The 18,003-nt window shown below is 68.9% G+C and carries 19 protein-coding genes; 1 reads left to right on the top strand and 18 read right to left on the bottom strand.

Translation table 11 applies throughout. The annotated features are described in order from the left end of the window. Positions 1-3 precede the first annotated feature (3 nt). The 9 genes from lepB to ACRSBM_RS04525 form a co-directional block, all read right to left on the bottom strand. Positions 4-744 (bottom strand): signal peptidase I, encoded by a 741-nt coding sequence (gene lepB / locus ACRSBM_RS04565; RefSeq protein ID WP_434440037.1) that lies wholly within the window; start codon positions 742-744, stop codon positions 4-6. Between the two features lie 3 nt (positions 745-747). After that, positions 748-1,107: a 50S ribosomal protein L19 gene (gene rplS, locus ACRSBM_RS04560; RefSeq protein WP_090095457.1), complete on the bottom strand. Its 360-nt coding sequence runs from the start codon at positions 1,105-1,107 to the stop codon at positions 748-750. 150 nt (positions 1,108-1,257) lie between these two features. Next, positions 1,258-2,004: a tRNA (guanosine(37)-N1)-methyltransferase TrmD gene (gene trmD / locus ACRSBM_RS04555; RefSeq protein WP_434440035.1), complete on the bottom strand. Its 747-nt coding sequence runs from the start codon at positions 2,002-2,004 to the stop codon at positions 1,258-1,260. Then, positions 1,994-2,509 (bottom strand): ribosome maturation factor RimM, encoded by a 516-nt coding sequence (gene rimM, locus ACRSBM_RS04550; RefSeq protein ID WP_434440033.1) that lies wholly within the window; start codon positions 2,507-2,509, stop codon positions 1,994-1,996. Before rimM ends, trmD begins: the two co-directional genes overlap by 11 nt. Positions 2,510-2,527: 18 nt before the next feature. Further along, on the bottom strand, positions 2,528-2,767 hold the full coding sequence (locus ACRSBM_RS04545; RefSeq protein ID WP_030468017.1) for an RNA-binding protein: 240 nt from the start codon (positions 2,765-2,767) through the stop codon (positions 2,528-2,530). Beyond that, positions 2,764-3,207, bottom strand: a complete 444-nt coding sequence (gene rpsP / locus ACRSBM_RS04540) for a 30S ribosomal protein S16 (protein ID WP_434440031.1) — start codon at positions 3,205-3,207, stop codon at positions 2,764-2,766. The genes ACRSBM_RS04545 and rpsP overlap by 4 nt, the downstream gene beginning before the upstream one ends. 124 nt (positions 3,208-3,331) lie before the next feature. Further along, positions 3,332-4,063, bottom strand: coding sequence for a LamB/YcsF family protein (locus ACRSBM_RS04535; RefSeq protein WP_434440030.1), 732 nt, complete (start codon positions 4,061-4,063; stop codon positions 3,332-3,334). Next, positions 4,063-4,839 (bottom strand): lysostaphin resistance A-like protein, encoded by a 777-nt coding sequence (locus ACRSBM_RS04530; RefSeq protein WP_434440029.1) that lies wholly within the window; start codon positions 4,837-4,839, stop codon positions 4,063-4,065. The genes ACRSBM_RS04535 and ACRSBM_RS04530 overlap by 1 nt, the downstream gene beginning before the upstream one ends. Before the next feature lie 590 nt (positions 4,840-5,429). Beyond that, on the bottom strand, positions 5,430-6,305 hold the full coding sequence (locus ACRSBM_RS04525) for an RNA polymerase sigma-70 factor (RefSeq protein ID WP_434440028.1): 876 nt from the start codon (positions 6,303-6,305) through the stop codon (positions 5,430-5,432). A gap of 112 nt (positions 6,306-6,417) precedes the next feature. Here ACRSBM_RS04525 and ACRSBM_RS04520 point away from each other — a divergent pair, with 112 nt between their 5' ends. After that, a complete protein-coding gene (locus tag ACRSBM_RS04520) occupies positions 6,418-6,897 on the top strand; it encodes a carboxymuconolactone decarboxylase family protein (protein WP_434440027.1) in 480 nt (159 codons plus the stop codon). A gap of 15 nt (positions 6,898-6,912) precedes the next feature. Here ACRSBM_RS04520 and ACRSBM_RS04515 read toward each other — a convergent pair whose 3' ends face one another. From ACRSBM_RS04515 to ACRSBM_RS04475, 9 genes are all read right to left on the bottom strand, one after another. Further along, on the bottom strand, positions 6,913-7,968 hold the full coding sequence (locus tag ACRSBM_RS04515; protein ID WP_434440026.1) for an amidohydrolase family protein: 1,056 nt from the start codon (positions 7,966-7,968) through the stop codon (positions 6,913-6,915). A gap of 2 nt (positions 7,969-7,970) precedes the next feature. Next, complete coding sequence (ffh, locus tag ACRSBM_RS04510; RefSeq protein WP_434440025.1) at positions 7,971-9,533, bottom strand: signal recognition particle protein; 1,563 nt, start codon at positions 9,531-9,533, stop codon at positions 7,971-7,973. A 25-nt stretch (positions 9,534-9,558) separates the two neighbouring features. Continuing rightward, a complete protein-coding gene (locus ACRSBM_RS04505) occupies positions 9,559-10,173 on the bottom strand; it encodes an HAD family hydrolase (protein WP_434440023.1) in 615 nt (204 codons plus the stop codon). Then, positions 10,170-10,730 (bottom strand): AAA family ATPase, encoded by a 561-nt coding sequence (locus tag ACRSBM_RS04500; RefSeq protein WP_434440022.1) that lies wholly within the window; start codon positions 10,728-10,730, stop codon positions 10,170-10,172. The genes ACRSBM_RS04505 and ACRSBM_RS04500 overlap by 4 nt, the downstream gene beginning before the upstream one ends. 68 nt (positions 10,731-10,798) lie before the next feature. Next, positions 10,799-11,818 (bottom strand): hypothetical protein, encoded by a 1,020-nt coding sequence (locus ACRSBM_RS04495; protein ID WP_434440021.1) that lies wholly within the window; start codon positions 11,816-11,818, stop codon positions 10,799-10,801. Between the two features lie 280 nt (positions 11,819-12,098). Then, positions 12,099-14,423: a [protein-PII] uridylyltransferase gene (locus ACRSBM_RS04490; RefSeq protein WP_434440019.1), complete on the bottom strand. Its 2,325-nt coding sequence runs from the start codon at positions 14,421-14,423 to the stop codon at positions 12,099-12,101. A 30-nt stretch (positions 14,424-14,453) separates the two neighbouring features. Further along, complete coding sequence (locus ACRSBM_RS04485) at positions 14,454-14,792, bottom strand: P-II family nitrogen regulator (RefSeq protein ID WP_434440017.1); 339 nt, start codon at positions 14,790-14,792, stop codon at positions 14,454-14,456. Next, positions 14,789-16,132, bottom strand: a complete 1,344-nt coding sequence (locus tag ACRSBM_RS04480) for an ammonium transporter (RefSeq protein WP_434440015.1) — start codon at positions 16,130-16,132, stop codon at positions 14,789-14,791. The genes ACRSBM_RS04485 and ACRSBM_RS04480 overlap by 4 nt, the downstream gene beginning before the upstream one ends. Before the next feature lie 220 nt (positions 16,133-16,352). After that, a complete protein-coding gene (locus tag ACRSBM_RS04475) occupies positions 16,353-17,891 on the bottom strand; it encodes an alpha/beta fold hydrolase (protein ID WP_434440013.1) in 1,539 nt (512 codons plus the stop codon). Between the last annotated feature and the right edge of the window lie 112 nt (positions 17,892-18,003).

Below are 18,003 nucleotides of genomic sequence, written 5' to 3'. Positions count from 1 at the left end.
AGATCAGCCTAGGGGCTGGGGGTTGTGATCCGACACAACACTCCACCGATCTTTCGGGAAAACGACGTATCGGGCTTTGCCGATGACGTTCTCGAGCGGAACCGTGCCCGCTACGCCCCCGCCGCCCTGTTTGCGCGAGTCGGTGGAGTTCATCCGGTTGTCCCCCATCACGAACAACCGGCCTTCCGGCACGCGGATCGGAGCGAACGGCTCGTGGTCCGCCGACGACGTACCGGGCTGCCAGTACACGTACGGCTCGTCGAGCGGTTTACCGTCCACGACGACACGGTGCTGCTCATCGCAGCACATCACCGTCTGGCCGGGGAGCGCGATCACGCGCTTGACGAAGTCACGCTCGTTCGCGGGCGCGATACCCAGCAACGAACCGATGTGCTGCGCGAAACGCGCGACGGGATTCGCCGACGGGGTACCGCGGAAGTCGGTCGAGGTCCACGCGTCGGGGCCGCGGAACACGACCACCTCGCCCGGTTCGACGTCACCGAACCGGTAGGTGATCTTGTCGACGAGCACCCTGTCGTTCTCGCAACCGGTGCAGCCGTGCAGCGTGCGCTCCATCGACGCCGAGGGGATCACGTAGACCCGCGCCACGAACGCCTGGATCAGCACCGTCAGCACGACGGCCGTCACGACGACGTAGAGAATCTCTCTCCAGACAGGAGTACGCCCCCGCTCCGGTTCATCCGGTGCGGAGGCGTCCTCGAAGTCTTCTGGGCTCGAAGCCACCGATCAGGAGACCGGACGGGCCTCGCGCTTCTCCTTGATCTTGGCGGCCTTGCCGCGCAGGTCGCGCAGGTAGTACAGCTTCGCGCGACGGACGTCACCACGGGTGACGACCTCGATCTCGGAGATGTTCGGGGAGTGCACCGGGAAGGTGCGCTCGACACCGACGCCGAAGGAGACCTTGCGGACGGTGAAGGTCTCGCGGATGCCGCCACCCTGGCGACGGATCACGACGCCCTGGAACACCTGGACGCGCTCGCGCGAGCCCTCGATGACGCGGACGTGGACCTTCAGCGTGTCGCCGGCGCGGAAGGCCGGGACGTCGGAGCGCAACGACTGGGCGTCAAGTGCGTCCAGGATGTTCATCGGTGTTCCTCACATGTCTTGAACTCCCCAGAGCATGCTCCATGACTGTGCACGACATGATGGGGGTCGGCTTGGTGCGCACGCCGATGGCACACCGGCTGCGGCAACTGTTCCAGTGTGCCAGACCAGGCACTCCGGAATGAAATCGGACTACTCCCCGCCCTCACGCAGGCGCGCGAGCAGGGCTCGGTCGTGCTTGTCGAACGCGTCCTCCGGCAGCGATTCCAGCAGGTCAGGACGCCTTTGGAAAGTACGGACGAGTGACTGGTCACGACGCCAGCGGTCGATCAGCCGGTGGTTGCCGGAACGCAGCACGTCCGGCACGGCGAGCTCGCGCCACACCTCGGGCCGCGTGTAGCTCGGCCCTTCGAGCAGCCCGTCCTGGAACGAGTCCTCGGCGTGCGACTTCGGGTTGCCGAGCACGCCCGGCAGTAGCCGCGCGACCGCTTCCACGATCGCGAGCACCGCCACCTCGCCGCCGACCAGCACGTAGTCCCCGATGGACACCTCGTCGACGCGCACGCGCCGTGAGGCGTCATCGACCACACGCTGGTCAATGCCCTCGTAGCGACCGCACGCGAACACGAGATGCGACTCGTTCGCGTACTCGTGCGCGACCGCCTGCGTGAACGGGCGTCCGGCCGGCGTCGGCACGATGAGGCGCGTCTCGTCCGTGCACACGTCATCCAGGGCAGGACCCCAGATGTCGGCCTTCATGACCATGCCGGGCCCACCGCCGTACGGGCTGTCGTCGACAGCCTTGTGCACGTCCTGGGTCCAGTCCCGCAGGTCGTGCACGCCGACGCTGATCAGGCCCTTGTCGATCGCCTTCCCGAGCAACGCCGCGCGCAGCGGCGCGAGGTACTCGGGAAAGATCGTGACGACGTCAATCCGCATCGAGCAGGCCCTCTGGCGGGTCGATCACGACACGGCCGCCGCGAACGTCCACAGTGGGCACGATCTCGCGCACGAACGGCACCAGTGCCTCCCCGTGATCACGGGTGATCACGAGCAGTTCGCCGCCGAGGCCGTGGAGGATCTCCTTGACCGTGCCGATCTTCGTGCCGTCGACGAGTTCGGCCGCGAGCCCTTCGAGCTCGTGGTCGTAGAACTCGTCGGGGTCGTCGGTCGGCGGCAGGTCGTCGGTGCTGCCCAGCAACAACGTGCCGCGCAACGCCTCCGCCACGTCGCGCGTGACGACCTCGGCGAAACGCACGAGCAGCCGCCCGGCATGAGGCCGGGCGGCTGACACGGTGAGGCTTCGGGACGTGCCGTCACGCAGCTTCGCCTGGAGCGTGGCTCCGAGCGCGAACCGCATTTCGGGTGAATCAGTGCGCACGTCAACGGCGAGTTCGCCGGTGATCCCGTGCGCCTTGGCCACACGGCCGACAACGACGTCCATTTGCCCTTTGAAGTTCGTTCAGCGGTCGGTGTCGACGACGTCGACCCGCACACCACGACCGCCGATACCGGCCATCACGGTGCGCAGAGCCGTCGCGGTGCGACCGCCACGACCGATCACCTTGCCGAGGTCGTCCGGGTGGACGTGGACCTCGAGGGTGCGGCCGCGGCGGGTCGTGACGAGGTTCACCCGGACGTCGTCCGGGTGGTCGACGATGCCGCGAACGAGGTGTTCGAGGGCGTCAGCCAACAAACTCACGCCTCGTCCTTGGGCGCCTCGGCGTCGGCCTTGGGAGCCTCTTCGGCCTTGCGGGCCTTCTTCGCCTTCGGCGTGGTGGCCTCGGTCATCGGCTCCTCGTTCGCGGCGGCGAGCGCGGCGGCGAACAGGTCGGCCTTGGCCGGCTTCGGCTCCTTGACCTTCAGGGTGCCCTCGGCGCCCGGCAGGCCCTTGAACTTCTGCCAGTCACCGGTGATCTCCAGCAGGCGCTGGACCGACTCGGTCGGCTGCGCGCCGACACCCAGCCAGTACTGCGCGCGCTCGGAGTCGACCGCGATGAACGACGGCTCTTCCTTCGGGTGGTACTTGCCGATCGTCTCGATGGCCTTGCCGTCGCGACGGGTGCGCGCGTCGGCGACCACGATGCGGTAGTACGGCTGGCGGATCTTGCCGAGACGCTGAAGCTTGATCTTGACGGCCATTGGCCTGGTACTCCTCGAGAGCTCTGTGTTGATGGTTCGCACGGCCGTGGCCCGGGCAGAGGGGCCGACCACGACGGACAGCGGGCAATTGTGCCAGATGGGGACCGGTGGATCCGAATCGGGGCTACGCGAACGGCGTCACGGTGCCGAGCGCTTCCCTCACCGCACGCGCGTGTTCGACCGCTCCGGGCGTGTCGCCGTGCACGCACAACGACTCCGCTCGCGTCTTGATCACCGTGCCGTCGACCGCGACGAGCTCCCCCTGCGACAGCCGGGTGGCCCGTTCGACGATCTGCGCGGTGTCGGTGAGCAGGGCGTCCGGCCGGTTGCGCGGGACCAGCGTGCCCTCCGGGGTGTAGCCGCGGTCGGCGAACGCCTCCTGGACGGGGCGCAGGCCTGCTCGTGCGGCCTTCTCGAGCAGCTGGGAGCCGGGCAGGCCGAGGATCGGCAGGTCCTTGAACGCCTTGACGCCTGCGACCACGGCTTCGGCCTGCTTCTCGTGGTGCACGGTCGCGTTGTAGAGGGCGCCGTGCGGCTTCACGTAGACGACCTCGGTGCCTGCTGCTCGTGCGCACGCGTCGAGGGCACCGATCTGGTAGAGCACCTCGTCGGCCAGTTCGGCAGGGTCGGCGTCGATGAAACGGCGGCCGAACCCGGCCAGGTCGCGGTAGCTCACCTGGGCGCCGATCTTCACGCCGTTCCTCGCCGCCTCCTCGCACACCCTGCGCATGGTCGACGGATCACCCGCGTGGAAGCCGCACGCGACGTTCGCGCTGGTGATGATGCCCAGCAGCGCGTTGTCGTCGCCGAGCCTCCAGATGCCGAAACCCTCGCCGAGGTCGCTGTTCAGGTCCATCACATCACCCCGACGGAGACGAGCAGGAGCGTCAGGCCCGGCAGGAAGTTGTTCATCACGTGCGCCACGATGCTCGCCCCCAGCCGGCGGGTGAGCAGCCGGGCTATGCCGATCGGGACGGCGATCACGAGGAGCAGCCACGTGCGGTGCGGCTCGAGGTGGCTGACCGCGAAGATCACGGTCGTCAGCACGAAGGCCGCCCACCGGCTCCAGCCCTGCCGTTCGACGGCTCCCCAGAGCAGGCCGCGGAAGATGATCTCCTCGCAGACCGGGCCGATGAAGCTCATGTACACGAACATCGTGATGGCGGCCCCGAGCGGCAGGTTCGCGTCGCTGAACAGCTCGCCGACCGCGCTCGTGGCGTTGCCGTCGCCGACGATCTTGGCCCAGATGGTGGCGGCGACGAGCGTGAGGACCAGGCCCGCGATACCGATCTTGAGACCGATCGCGACGTCTTCCTTGGTGAGGCTGAGCCGGAGGTCGACGACTGGGCCGTTACCGCGGACGTAGGTGATCACGATGGCGAGGGCGGCGGCGAGCATGATCGGCACCAGCGACCCGACCAGCACGAGCGTCGTCGAGTTCTCCAGCGTCGCGCCGAAGCTCTCGCCCACGGCCAGGATGAACACGGCTGACAGCAGGAAAACGGCCTCTACCAGTAAGAACGCTCCGAACCCCCAGCGCTGGCCGACCCGCTCGGGCTCCGGGTTGCGGCTGATGTCCCGCACGCTCTCGAGGAAGCTCCGCTTCGGCTTCAGGGATTCCGGCTCACTCACGCTCTGCAATCTAGTCACGCCTCGGCTACCTGCCGGTGAACAGCTGGCTGCGACACCCTCATGATCATCACCTCGCGATCGGCGGCTGCTGAGACGCCGATGCGCTGTCGGTGCCTCGCGATACGCTTGGAGTGGGGACCGCGATCCCCCTTGGGGGATGCTTGCCGCCCCCGAATCCGAGGTTACTGTGCGGCACTGACGGAAACCGGGCCAAGCACCTGGCCAAAAGATGGTCAGATCGGGTTCCCGCCGGATGTCCAACTCCCTGATGAACGGATCGGCGCTCAGACGCTGCTGCTAAACCTCGTTCACCAGCGTTGAGGCATGGGACCGGACCGGTACTGCGATGACGTCATCCTGGGTCGTGTGCAGGTGGAAGTGCTCGCGCGCACCGGAAACACTCTGGCGTTCCGGCCGCCGATCCCGGGCTTCGGCACCGACCACGTGGTCGTCATCCCGACCCGGCACGTGTCGTCGTTGCTGGAGCTGGACGACGCCGCTGGGCACGATGAAGGAGGCGGCCGCGCAGATCGTCGAGGAATCACGACAAGCACCGGCACGTCGCAGGCAGCCAGGCAGTCGCCCGGTGATCAGCGGCGCAGGGTCGTCTCGTGGTCCATGTGCGACAGCTTCTCCGGGTTGCGCACCGCGTACAGCCCGCTGATCAACCCGTCCTCGATCCGCACCGCGATCACCGTGTCGAGCTCGCCGCCGAACCGCACGACCAACGCCGGGTGACCGTTGACCTGGGTCGGCTCCATCGACCAGCCGGTCACCTTCAGCAGACCGCCGAGGAGCATGCGCGCCACCTTCGAGGCGCCCACGACCGGACGCGGCACGGCCTGCTTCACGCCGCCGCCGTCGCCCAGGAACACGACGTCCGGCGCGAGCAGGTTCAGCAACCCTTGCAGGTCACCGGTTTCGGTGGCGCGCTGGAACGCGGCCAGCGCCTCGCGGGACTGCGCCTGCGTCACGACCTCGCGCGGGCGGCGGGCGGCGACGTGCGAGCGGGCGCGGTGGGCGATCTGGCGGACGGCGGCGGGGTTCTTGTCTACGGCCGCGGCGATCTCGTCGTAGTCCAGGTCGAAGACCTCGCGCAGCACGAAGACCGCCCGCTCGGTCGGGGTGAGGGTTTCGAGCACCAGCATCATCGCCATCGAGACGCTGTCGGCGAGTTCGACGTCCTCGGCGACGTCCGGGGCGGTGAGCAGGGGCTCCGGCAGCCAGGAGCCCACGTAGGACTCCTTGCGGCGGCCCAGGGTCCGCAACCTCGTGAGCGCCTGGCGGGTGACGATGCGGACCAGGTACGCCCGGTGGTTCTCGACCACCGCGAGGTCCACACCGGACCACTTCAGCCACGTCTCCTGCAGCACGTCCTCGGCGTCCGCCGCCGAGCCGAGCATCTCGTAGGCGATCGTGAAGAGCAGGTTGCGATGGCTGACGAACGAGTCGGTAGCGGCCTCCATGGTCACAAGACACCATCCGGCCGCGGTTTGTGACAGTGGCGCGGATCACAGTCACACGGAACGCGGCGCCGGCATCTCGTGGTCGTCAAGCAGGACCACGAGGGAGGAAGTCATGGAACCCCGCATCAACCTCTTCGCCACCGAGACCGGCACCAAGCTCGCGAAGCGGTTCGCCGGCCTCAGCACGGTGCTGCACCAGTCGCCGCTGCCGAAGACCGTGATCGAACTGGTCAGCCTGCGCGCCAGCCAGCTCAACGGCTGCGGCTTCTGCCTGGACATGCACGTCAAGGAGGCCATCGCGGCGGGCGAGGACCCGCTGCGGCTGCACCTGGTGGCCGGCTGGCGCGAGACCACGGTGTTCAGCGAGGCCGAGCAGGCCGCGCTCGCGTTCACCGAGGAGGGCACCCGGCTCACGCACGAGGGCGTGACCGACGAGACCTGGGCGAACCTGCGCAAGCACTACGACGACGAGGAGACCGCCGCGCTCATCTGCCTGGTCGGGCTGATCAACGCCGCCAACCGGATGGCCGTGATCACCCACCAGAAGGGCGGCGACTACCAGGTCGGCGCGATGGCCCAGCTCCAGGACTAGGACCTGTATCGGCCCCTAGTGGATCCGGCCCCTGAGCATGATCATGCGCGGCGTCCGGAGAGCCTCCAGGTTCTCGCGCGGGTCCTCGTCGTAGACGACGATGTCCGCGGCCGCGCCCTCGGTCAGCGACGGGAAGCCCAGCCACTCGCGGGCACCCCAGGACGCGGCGCCGATGGCGTCCAGAGCGCTCATCCCCACGCCGTGCAGGGCGACGATCTCGTCGACGATGCGGCCGTGCTGGATGCCACCGCCCGCGTCGGTGCCCGCGTAGACCGGCACGCCCGCCTCGATCGCGGACGCCACCGTGGTCGAGACACGGGCGTGCAGGTCACGCATGTGGTTCGCGTACTTGGGGTACTTGCCGGCCTTGTCCGCGATGCCGGGGAACGTCTCGATGTTGATCAACGTGGGCACCAGCGCGGTGCCGTTCGCGGCCATCAGCGAGATCGTGTCATCGGTCAGGCCGGTGCCGTGCTCGATGCAGTCGATGCCCGCGTTGATCAGGCCCGGCAGCGCGTCCTCGCCGAAGACGTGGGCGGTCACGCGGGCACCGGCGTCGTGGGCGACCTTGATGGCGGCGGCCAGCTCCTCGTCCGTCCACAGTGGAGCGAGGTCGCCCGCGCCGCGGTCGATCCAGTCGCCGACGAGCTTCACCCAGCCGTCGCCGTTCGCGGCCTGTTCGGCCACCGCGCCCGCCAGGTCCGACTCGATCTCCACGCCGATGTACGGGATGTAGCGCTTCGGCCGGGCGATGTGCCGGCCCGCGCGGATGATCCGCGGCAGGTCGAGGCGCTCCTGCAACGGCGTGGTGTCGATCGGCGAGCCGCAGTCCCGGATCAGCAACGTGCCCGCGTCGCGGTCCGTGATCGCCTGCTCCACGGCCTCGGGCAGCTCGACGCCGCCCTGGGGGCCGAGGCCGACGTGGCAGTGCGCGTCGACCAGGCCCGGAACCAGGAACCCACCGTCGACGACGGTCGTGGCGCCCGGCACCGGCTGAGTGCGCACACGGCCGTTGACGACCCACAGGTCGCGCGGCTCGCCGTCCGGGAGGACGACGCCGCGCAGGTGCATGGTCACTTCTTCTTGTCGTCGCCGTCGAACTTGAACTTCGACGGGTCGAAGCCGGGCGGAAGCTCGTTCATGCCGCCACCGAGGTTCGGCATACCGCCGGGCACGCCACCGGGCGGCATTCCGGGCGGCATTCCGGGCATGCCGCCGGGGAACATGCCACCGGGGAAGCCGCCCTTGATCTTGGGAGGCGTCGGGCCGCGTCCGCCCTTGCCCTTCTTCCCCTTCTTGCCCTTGCGGGTCTTGCTGCCACCGCCGGGAAAGCCCATCCGGCCGGCCATCGCCGACATCATCTTGCGGGCTTCGAAGAAGCGGTTGACCAGGTCGTTGACGTCGCTGACCTTGACGCCCGAGCCGTTCGCGATGCGCAGCCGGCGGGAGCCGTTGATCATCTTGGGGTCGTCGCGCTCGGCCGGGGTCATGCCGCGGATGATCGCCTGGATGCGGTCGAGGTGCTTCTCGTCCAGCATGCCGAGCTGGTCCTTCATCTGCCCGGCGCCGGGCAGCATGCCGAGCAGGTTCGCGATCGGGCCCATCTTGCGGATCGCGAGCATCTGCTCCAGGAAGTCCTCGAGCGTCAACTGGCCGGAGTGCAGCTTCGCCGCGGCCTTCTCGGCCTGGTCCTGGTCGAAGTGCTGCTCGGCCTGCTCGATCAGCGTCAGGACGTCGCCCATGCCGAGGATGCGCGAGGCCATCCGGTCGGGGTGGAAGACGTCGAAGTCCTCGAGCTTCTCGCCGTTGGACGCGAAGAGGATCGGCTGGCCGGTGACCTCGCGGACCGACAGCGCGGCACCACCGCGCGCGTCGCCGTCGAGCTTGGTGAGCACGACACCGGTGAAGCCGACGCCGTCGCGGAACGCCGTGGCGGTGTTGATCGCGTCCTGACCGACCATCGCGTCGACGACGAACAGGACCTCGTCCGGGTTCACCGCGGCCCGGATGTCGATGGCCTGCTTCATCATCTCCTCGTCGACACCCAGCCGGCCGGCCGTGTCGACGAGGACGATGTCGTGCTGCTTGGCCTTGGCCTCCTCGATGCCGCGGCGCGACACCTCGACCGGGTTGCCCACGCCGTTGCCGGGCTCGGGAGCGAAGACGGGCACGCCCGCGCGCTCACCGACGACCTGGAGCTGCGTCACCGCGTTCGGGCGCTGCAGGTCGGCCGCGACGAGCAGCGGCGTGTGGCCCTGGCCCTTGAGCCAGCGGGCCAGCTTGCCGGCGAGCGTCGTCTTACCGGCACCCTGCAGACCCGCCAGCATGATCACCGACGGCGGGTTCTTCGCGAGGTTCAGCCGCCGCGTCTCGCCACCGAGGACGTTGACGAGCTCCTCGTTGACGATCTTCACGACCTGCTGCGCCGGGTTCAGCGCCTGGTGGACCTCGGCGCCCTTGGCGCGCTCTTTCACCTTCGCGATGAAGTTGCGCACAACGGGCAGCGCGACGTCGGCCTCGAGCAGGGCGACCCTGATCTCGCGGGCGGTCGCGTCGATGTCGGCGTCGCTGAGCCGGCCCTTGCCGCGAAGGCCCTGGAGAACCGTGGTCAGCCGGTCGGAAAGCGTGGAGAACACGCCCCCAGACTAGCCAACCTCGCGGTCACCTGATCCCGTGGCTCGCCAGGGCCTCCAGCAGCACGGGCTCACGGCGCCCGACCGGAGCGGTGGAGATCTGCGCGAACCGCAGCCCCGCCTGCACCGCCGCACCGTCCGCGACCGGGTCGTCGCCGACGTAGAGGCACTCGGACGGATCGACGTCGAGCCGCACGCAGGCCGCGTCGAAGGCACGGGCGGACGGCTTGGAGAAGCCGATCTCGTACGACAACGCGAAGGCGTCGACCGACAACGACTCGCGCGCGAAGACGCGGCGGATGTCCCACGAGACGTTGCTCAGCACCCCGACCTTCAACGGCCTCACGGCGGCAAGTGCCGCGGCCGTGTCGGAGTAGGGCAGCCAGAACGCCGGGTTGTGCAGGCGCTGGAACAACTCGTCGGTCATCGACAGCCCTGCCAGCCGGAACAGGGTCCAGTAGGCCGAACGGTTCGCCAGCGCCGTCAGGTCCCGTGCGTCCCACACGGCACGCTCGGCGGCGTTCATGCGGGCGATGTAGGGCCCTGGAGCGCGCAGCACCGAGAGGTGCTGTGGCGAGAGCCACCGGTGGGTCGGACGCCCGAACAGGGTGCCCGCGAAGTCGAAGAGGACAGCCTTGATCACGGCACCATGATGCGCAGACCACCCGAGGTGCCCGCACGGGTGAGGAGCGTCACGCTGCCGAACCCGAAGGGCACCCAGCCCGCCTCGAACCGCTCGCGCATCTCGCCGCCGCGGCGGACGTGGCGTTCGAACGCGTGCGTGCGGATGACTCGCTTGCGGGCGATCTGGCCGTCGAGGGCCTGGGCCGCCGAGGCGTCCAGCCACAGGAAGTGGCGGGAACGCCCCGACAGCAGGCCGGCGAGCACCAGCATGAAACGCGTGCCGGGACGGGTGGACGGCTCGTGCACCACCAGCAGGCCCGCGCAGAACAGCGCTGCCCAGAACACCCGCAACCGGTGCGTGAGGTGCACGAGGACGCGCCAGTACCGGTACGGTAGGCGCACCCGTGGCTCCAGCCACATCCGCACCTGGTCGGAGTCGAGCACGGTGACCGGTTCGTCCGCGGCCAGGCGGGTGAGCAACGTCGTCTTGCCCGCGCCGGGGATGCCGCCGAGGACTACGAGCGAGCGCGGCGGCACTCGGACGACTGCGGTCTGCGTGTTCAACACGGCGGTCATGTCCTAGAAGACGTCCGGACCTTCCTACTCGTTCAGTTTGGTCCTGTTTATCACCGAACGCACTGGGTTCAGCGCCACACGACTGCCCGGTACTCCCCGCTGGCGAAACCTGCTATTCCGATGACCTGGCCGTTCTCGGTGAGGCCCGACACGAGGCTGCGGTTGGAACCGGAGACGACCGGCAGCATCGTCTGTACCCCGGCGGAATCCCAGGTCGCGGCCCACGAACCGACCGTGCCCGCCACCACGCCGGCGTCGTTGACGTCGCTCGCGGTGGACGGCGCCGGGGCGAGCGGCTGGGCCGAGGTGAACTCCGAAGCCTCCCAGCGGACCGCCTGGGAACCCGCGACGCCGACCGCCCAGCCGGTGTCGGAGATGTCACGCGGGCTGGTGCCGGCGCCCAGCAGCGAACGACGGCGGCCCAGCCAGAGCACGCCCTCGCCGCCCGAGGTGCCCACGGCGTCGGCGGCCTGGTTGTGGCCTGACAGCTGTGCGCCGGGGTTGTCGTAGACGTAGAGGCCGCCGCCGTCGGTCCAGCGCGCGGGCTGGTTGCCGGAGTAGCCGATCACCGTGCCGGTGCCGGTGATGTACTGGCCCCTGCCCGCACCGAGCACCGTGGCAGTACCGGCGCTGTCCCAGACGACGGCCTGGGAGACACCGCCGACCGTCGCGGTTCCGGTCACGGCGCCGGAGTCGTTGACGTCGTAGGCGACCCCGTTCGTCGCGCCGGGAACGGTCAGCACCGTCAACGCGCCGCTGACGTCCCACCGGGCGGGCTGGGCCTCGCCGGCGGCGTCGACGACGTAGCCGACGACGGTGCTCGCCCCGTTGATGGCGGAGGCCCACGAGTCGAACCCGAGGTCGTCCAGCTTCTTGATCGGGCTGGAACGGTCCCAGCGCACGGCGTGCTGCGAGGTGCCCGCTCCCATCGAAACCCCTGCGATGGAGCCGAGTTCGTTGATGTCCTGCGCGGTGCTCCGGAGATCACCCGGCAACGTGCCGAGGTCCTCCACGGCCAGCGGAGCGGCCTGCGCGGTCGAAGGGACGATCAGGGCCGCGACGACGGCGGCCACCATGGCGATTCTCAACGTTCTTCCTCCCCAGTCAGAACAACGAGAACTCGACCCTGCCCAGGCCGGACCGGCGTTGTCCAGGAACCTGTCTCGTTGTCATGGGAGGAGGAACGTCGGCGGTGGTGCGAGTGCCCGATACCTCCCCCGGCGCCGTCACTCGTCACCACCGCCTTGCCCGTCCGGGAAGTGGTCCACCCCTCGAAGACGCTTCCCGGACACCACGAAGACTGCCGGGTTTCGCAATCGCGCAGGAGCGTGAGCACCCGGAGAGGTTGTGCGTAGTGCTACTCAACCTCTACCTGGCCGCGGCGAGCACCGCCCGTTCGATCCGCCGCCGGTCGAGGCCGTCGCCGGAGATGCTGAACGAGTCGACGACCGTCGCGCCCAACGTGGACACGCGTGCCCACCGCACGTCGGCCCCGCACTGCTCCAACGCACCCGCCACGCGGTGCAGCAGCCCGATCCGGTCGGCCGCGCGCAGTTCCAGCACCACCGCGCCAGTCGCCTCGTCGTCGAACCACAGCACCCTCGCGGGCGGCGGGTCGAGCGGCGGGCCGCCGTAGTCGCGTTCCTTCGCGGCGAGCTTGTCCGCCAGCGGCAACGAGCCCTCGATCGCCCTGGACAGCTGTTCGCGCAGCAGCGACGCGTCCGGCAGCGAACCGAAGCGGGGCGACACCGTGAACGCGTCCACCGTCGCACCGCCGTGTGAGCGCAACGTCGCCGCGTGCACTTCCAGCGAGTTCAACGCGAGCACGCCCGCGGCCTTGGACAGCATGCCCGGACGGTCCGGCGCGAGCACCGTCACGACCGCCGCGTGGTCCTGCTTCTCCAGCAGCACGTCCGGTTTTCCCGCCGCCGCAACGCGTTCGGCCATCTCCACGTGCACGGGGTCGAGCGGTTCGGGTTTGGGCAACGCCTCCCCCGCCATCGCTGTGCGACAGCGGGCGACCAGGTCGGCCATCAGCGCGGCCTTCCAGTCCGTCCACACCCCCGGCCCGGTCGCGATCGAGTCCGACTCCGCCAGCGCGTACAGCAGCTCCAGCAGCACCGCGTCGCCGCCGAGCGTCTCCACCACCCGGCGCACGGTCGTCTCGTCCTCGACGTCACGCCTGGTCGCGGTGTGCGGCAACAGCAGATGGTGGCGGACCATCGCGGACAGCGTCTCGACGTCCTGCGGCCACAACCCGATCCGCTCCCCGATCTGGGTCGCCAGCGCGGCCCCGACCTCGGAGTGGTCCTGCTGCCGGCCCTTGCCGATGTCGTGGATCAACGCGCCCAGCAGCAACAGGTCGGGCCGCGCCACCGTGGTCGCCAGCCGCGCGGCGTGCGCGACCGTCTGCACCAGGTGCCGGTCGACCGTCCACATGTGCGCGGCGTCGCGCGGAGGCAGGTCCCGCACCGCACCCCACTCCGGGAACAGCCGGCCCCACAAACCCGTGCGGTCCAGCGCTTCCACGACGTCCACGAGTCCGTTGCCACTGCCCAGCAACGCCAGCAGCTCCTCGCGGGCCTCGCGCGGCCACGGCTGGCGCAGTTCCGGCGCCGAGTCGGCGAGCCGGCCCAACGTCCCGGACGCGATCGGGTGCTTGCTGCGCGCCGCGGCCGTGGCGACCCGCAACAACAACGCGGGGTCGCGGCTGGGAATCGCGTCACGCGCGAGAGCCACCTCAGCGCCGTGCAGCACAACACCTTCGTCCAACGGTCGGCGCGGCGGCTGTCCTCTTAGGAACGCCCCGAGCCCCCGTTTCGGCGCGGCGGCCCGAGCGGTCCGCATCGCCACGTCGAACGCGTAGACGACAGTGCGTGCGGCAGAGGAAAGTGAACGGGCCAAAGCGAAGCGGTCGGCCAGCCCCAGAGCCGACGCCACCTCGTCGCCGTCCTGCGCCCGCAGCACGTCACGAGGTTTCCGCGCCACGCGGCGAAGTTCGGTGCGCACGTCCAGCAGCAGCCGGCGGGCCTCGTCCACGTCGGCGGACGGCCGGTCCACGACCTGCGCGACGGACAGCGCGTCCAGGATCGTGATGTCGCGCAACCCGCCGCGGCCGTGCTTCAGGTCGGGTTCGACGCGGTGGGCGATCTCGCCGCCGCGGGCCCAGCGCTTCTGCGACGACTCGGCGATCTCGTCCAGCCGGTTGCGGACGTTGCCGCGCCACGCCTGCCGCGCGCCGTCGGCGAGCTTCTGGGTGACTTCCGCGTCACCGGAGATGTGCCGGATGTCCAGCAGCCCCAACGCGGTCCGCAGGTCACCGGCGGCGACCCGCAGGGCCTCGCCGACCGTGCGGACCGAGTGGTCGAGCCCGATGCCGGAGTTCCACAGGGGGTACCAGAGCTTCTCGGCGACCTCGTCGATGTTCTTGACGCCGTTGTGCACCAGCACGAGGTCGAGGTCGGAGTAGGGCACGAGCTCCCGCCGCCCCAGCCCGCCGACCGCCACGAGGGCGACACCCGATCCGGATATCCCCGCTGTCCCCGCGTGTTTGGTCAACCAGAACTCGTGCAGGTCCACGAGTGCTTCACGCAGAGGTTCGGCGGCCAAGCGACGACGACCTGGCACGAGCAGCCGTTCGCGTGCTCGCACCAGGTCGTCAGCCGTGACGACGGCCGTTTCGTTGTTCTCCACGGGCCGTCTCCCCAAGATTTGGCACAGTTGTTAGAGCGCGTCCGATCCACGTTCGCCCGTGCGCACGCGCACGACCGTCTCGACCGGAGTGACCCAGACCTTGCCGTCGCCGATCTTGCCGGTGCGGGCGGCCTCGACCACCGCTTCCAGCACCTTGTCGACGGCGGTGTCGTCGATGACGACCTCGATCTTGATCTTGGGGACGAAGTCCACGGAGTACTCGGCGCCGCGGTAGACCTCGGTGTGGCCCTTCTGGCGGCCGTAGCCCTGCACCTCGCTGACGGTCATGCCCAGCACCCCGAGCTGTTCCAGGGCGCCCTTCACGTCGTCGAGCGTGAACGGCTTGATGATCGCGGTGACCAGCTTCATGACTTGTTGCTCCCCTCGAGAACCGCGGTCGCGCCCGCGGCCACGCTCGGCTTGCCGGTACCACGCGCACTGGTGAGGCTGCCGTACTCGTAGGCGCGCTCGGCGTGCTCAGCCTCGTCGATGCTGGCGACCTCGGCCTCCTCCGGCGCACGGAACCCGACGGTGAACTTCACCAGGTACCCGAGCGCGAGGCTCAACACGAACGAGTACCCGAGCACCGCGAACGCACCGACGGCCTGGCGCCACAGCTGGTCGAAGCCGCCGCCGTAGAACAGGCCGTTGACCTTGGCCGGGGCCGCCTCGCTGGCGAACAGACCGATCAGGATCGTGCCGGAGAGACCACCGACGAGGTGCACGCCGACGACGTCGAGCGAGTCGTCGAAACCGAAGCGGTACTTGAGCGACACGGCGAGGGCGCACAGGGCACCGGTGATCGCGCCGATCGCGATGGCGCCGATCGGGGTGACCGCGGAACAGGCGGGCGTGATGGCGACCAGACCGGCGATGACACCGGACGCGGCACCGAGCGTGGTGGCCTTGCCGTCACGGATGCGCTCCGTCAGCAGCCAGCCGAGCATCGCGGCACAGGTGGCGACGAGCGTGTTGATGAACGTGACACCCGCGGTGCCGTTCGCGCCGAGAGCCGAACCGGCGTTGAACCCGAACCAGCCGAACCACAGCAGACCGGCGCCGAGCACGACCAGCGGCAGGCTGTGCGGCTTCATGGGCTCCTTGGGCCAGCCGACCCGCTTGCCGAGGACCAGGGCCAGGGCGAGACCCGCCGCACCGGCGTTGATGTGCACCGCGGTACCACCGGCGAAGTCGATCGCGAGGAGCTTGTTGGCGATCCAGCCACCGGGGTCGACGACGTTGCCGGCCTCGTCCTTGCCGTCGAAGTCGAAGACCCAGTGCGCGACCGGGAAGTACACGATCGTCGCCCACAGGCCCGCGAACAGCAGCCACGGCCCGAAACGGGCGCGGTCGGCGATGGCTCCGGAGATCAGCGCGACCGTGATGATCGCGAACATCGCCTGGAACGCCACGAACACGGTGCTCGGGATCGTGCCCGACAGCGAGTCGGCGGCCAGCAGCCCGTCGAGGCCGAAGAACTCGAACGGCTTGCCCAGCAGGCCCGCGCCGACGTCCGCGCCGAATGCCGTCGAGTACCCGAACAGCACCCACAGGACACCGACCACGGCCATCGCGCCCAGGCTCATCATCATCATGTTGAGCACGCTCTTCGAACGGACCATGCCTCCGTAGAAGAAGGCAAGGCCAGGCGTCATCAGCAGCACCAAGGCGGCGCTGGTGAGCACCCAGGCGGTGTCCCCTGTATCCACTTCGACCTCCACTGCACGTCGGTTGCAGGGAGCATCGGTATGTCCTGTTTCACGCGCCCACGTGGAACGTTTCGCGGAGGTGAACTGTGGGCCCGACGTTGTTACGTCCGCGTTTCGCGCGGTTCACGCCCTCGATTCCGCGTCCTCACGGCACGTGACCGCGGCTGTTGATGGGGGGAGCCTTCCCAAACCTGAGGTTGATGAAAGCTCCCCCCATCAATCACCCGATCGAGTAGGGACCCGCCGGGACGCGCGGCTTCGCGGACAGCACGCCGGCCTCGGTGACCGGAGGCTCGACCGCGGCACACGAGGTGCCGTTGCGCGGCAGCTTCAGCGAGACCAGGTACTCGTTGTTGATCTTCAGCGTGCACTCGCTGCGGTCGTAGACGCCGTGGCCCCAGCCTTCGTAGGTCACGAAGACGGTGGTGTCACGGGACTGACGATGCGCGTTGACCGCCCACTCGTACGCCGTCGCCGGGTCGTGCTTGGCGTTGGTGAGCAGGATCTTCGGCGAGTTCTTGATCTTCAGCGTGCGCTGTGGGTTCGTGGCCTTGGGGAACCCGACGCAGCCCATCGTGGCGCTGTGGCCGAGCGAGGAGCCACGGGTGTTCGGCGCGATCTTGTTCTCCATCTTCGTCAACGACTGGTACTCGCCCCACGAGCTCACGCGGAGGTTGTAGTCGTTGCAGAAGATGCCCGGGAACGGGTTCGGGAACGTCTCCTCGGCCGCGAAGGCCGAGAAAGCCGACTGCGGAGCCTGCGCGCCGTCGATGATCTGCTTGATCTGGTCGGCGAACGGCTTCCAGTTGGGGCCGTAGGCCATGCTGACCACACCGCCGCCGAGGTCCTCCGGCGTCATCTTGACGTTCGGGTCCCACGGAGCGGGCACCTCACCGCGCTCGGCCTTCGCCAGCAGGTCCTTCCAGATCTTGCGCAGGTCCTGGCCGTGGAACGGAGACGACGGCGTGCGGTCGCTCCACTTCACCCACTCGTTGAACGAGTCCTCGGCGGTGCGCGCCTCGGAGGCGACGAACTGCCTGGTGCCCAGGCTGTGGTCCATGTTGGAGTCGATGATCATGGCGCGGATGTTCTTGCCGTACCGCTCCGCGTAGTGCTGGCCCATGATCGTGCCGTACGAGATGCCGTAGTAGTTGATCTTCTGCTCGCCCAGTGCGCGGCGGATGGCGTCGATGTCCTGCGCCACCTCCGCGGTCGAGGCGTTGTCGAAGATCGCGCCGGACTGCTTGCGGCAGTCCTCACGCAGCGCCTTGTTGTACGTGACCAGCGCGTCGAACTCGGCCCTGGTCTTCGGGTACATCGACGGCTGCTTCTCGAGCACCTCCGCCGAGCACTTGATCGGCGCGCTGCGTGCGACACCGCGGGGGTCGAACCCGATGATGTCGAACTTGTCGACGATCTCCTTGCTGAAGTAGCCGTCCGCACCGAACGAGAAGTTGACGCCGGAACCACCCGGTCCGCCCGGGTTGATCACCATCACGCCGATCCGGTTGGCCGTGTCGTTCGCCTTGCGGCGCGAGACGGCCAGCTGGAACTTCTCACCGTCCGGCTTGGCGTAGTCGATCGGCAGCTCGAGGAAGCCGCAGTCGATCGTCGGCACCTCCTCGCACGGCTTCCAGTCGATCGCGCCGACCTGGTACTCCGGCTGCCCTTCCGGAGCCGCGACCGCGACCTGACTCGCGCCTAGAACCAATGCAGAACTCGCGAGCGCGGCGCCGAAGACGCGCACCATCGGTTGCATGGATGTCCTCCCTAGATCCCCGATCTTGCGAGGAGAACGCTTCCACCGATCGTGTGACGCAGACAACCGACTGAGGTAGGGATCGAAATCAGCCTGTGGTCGTACAACCACC

Source organism: Lentzea xerophila (genome assembly GCF_051094245.1).
Lineage (GTDB): Bacteria > Actinomycetota > Actinomycetes > Mycobacteriales > Pseudonocardiaceae > Lentzea > Lentzea xerophila.
This window is presented reverse-complemented; position numbering and strand designations above follow the sequence as displayed.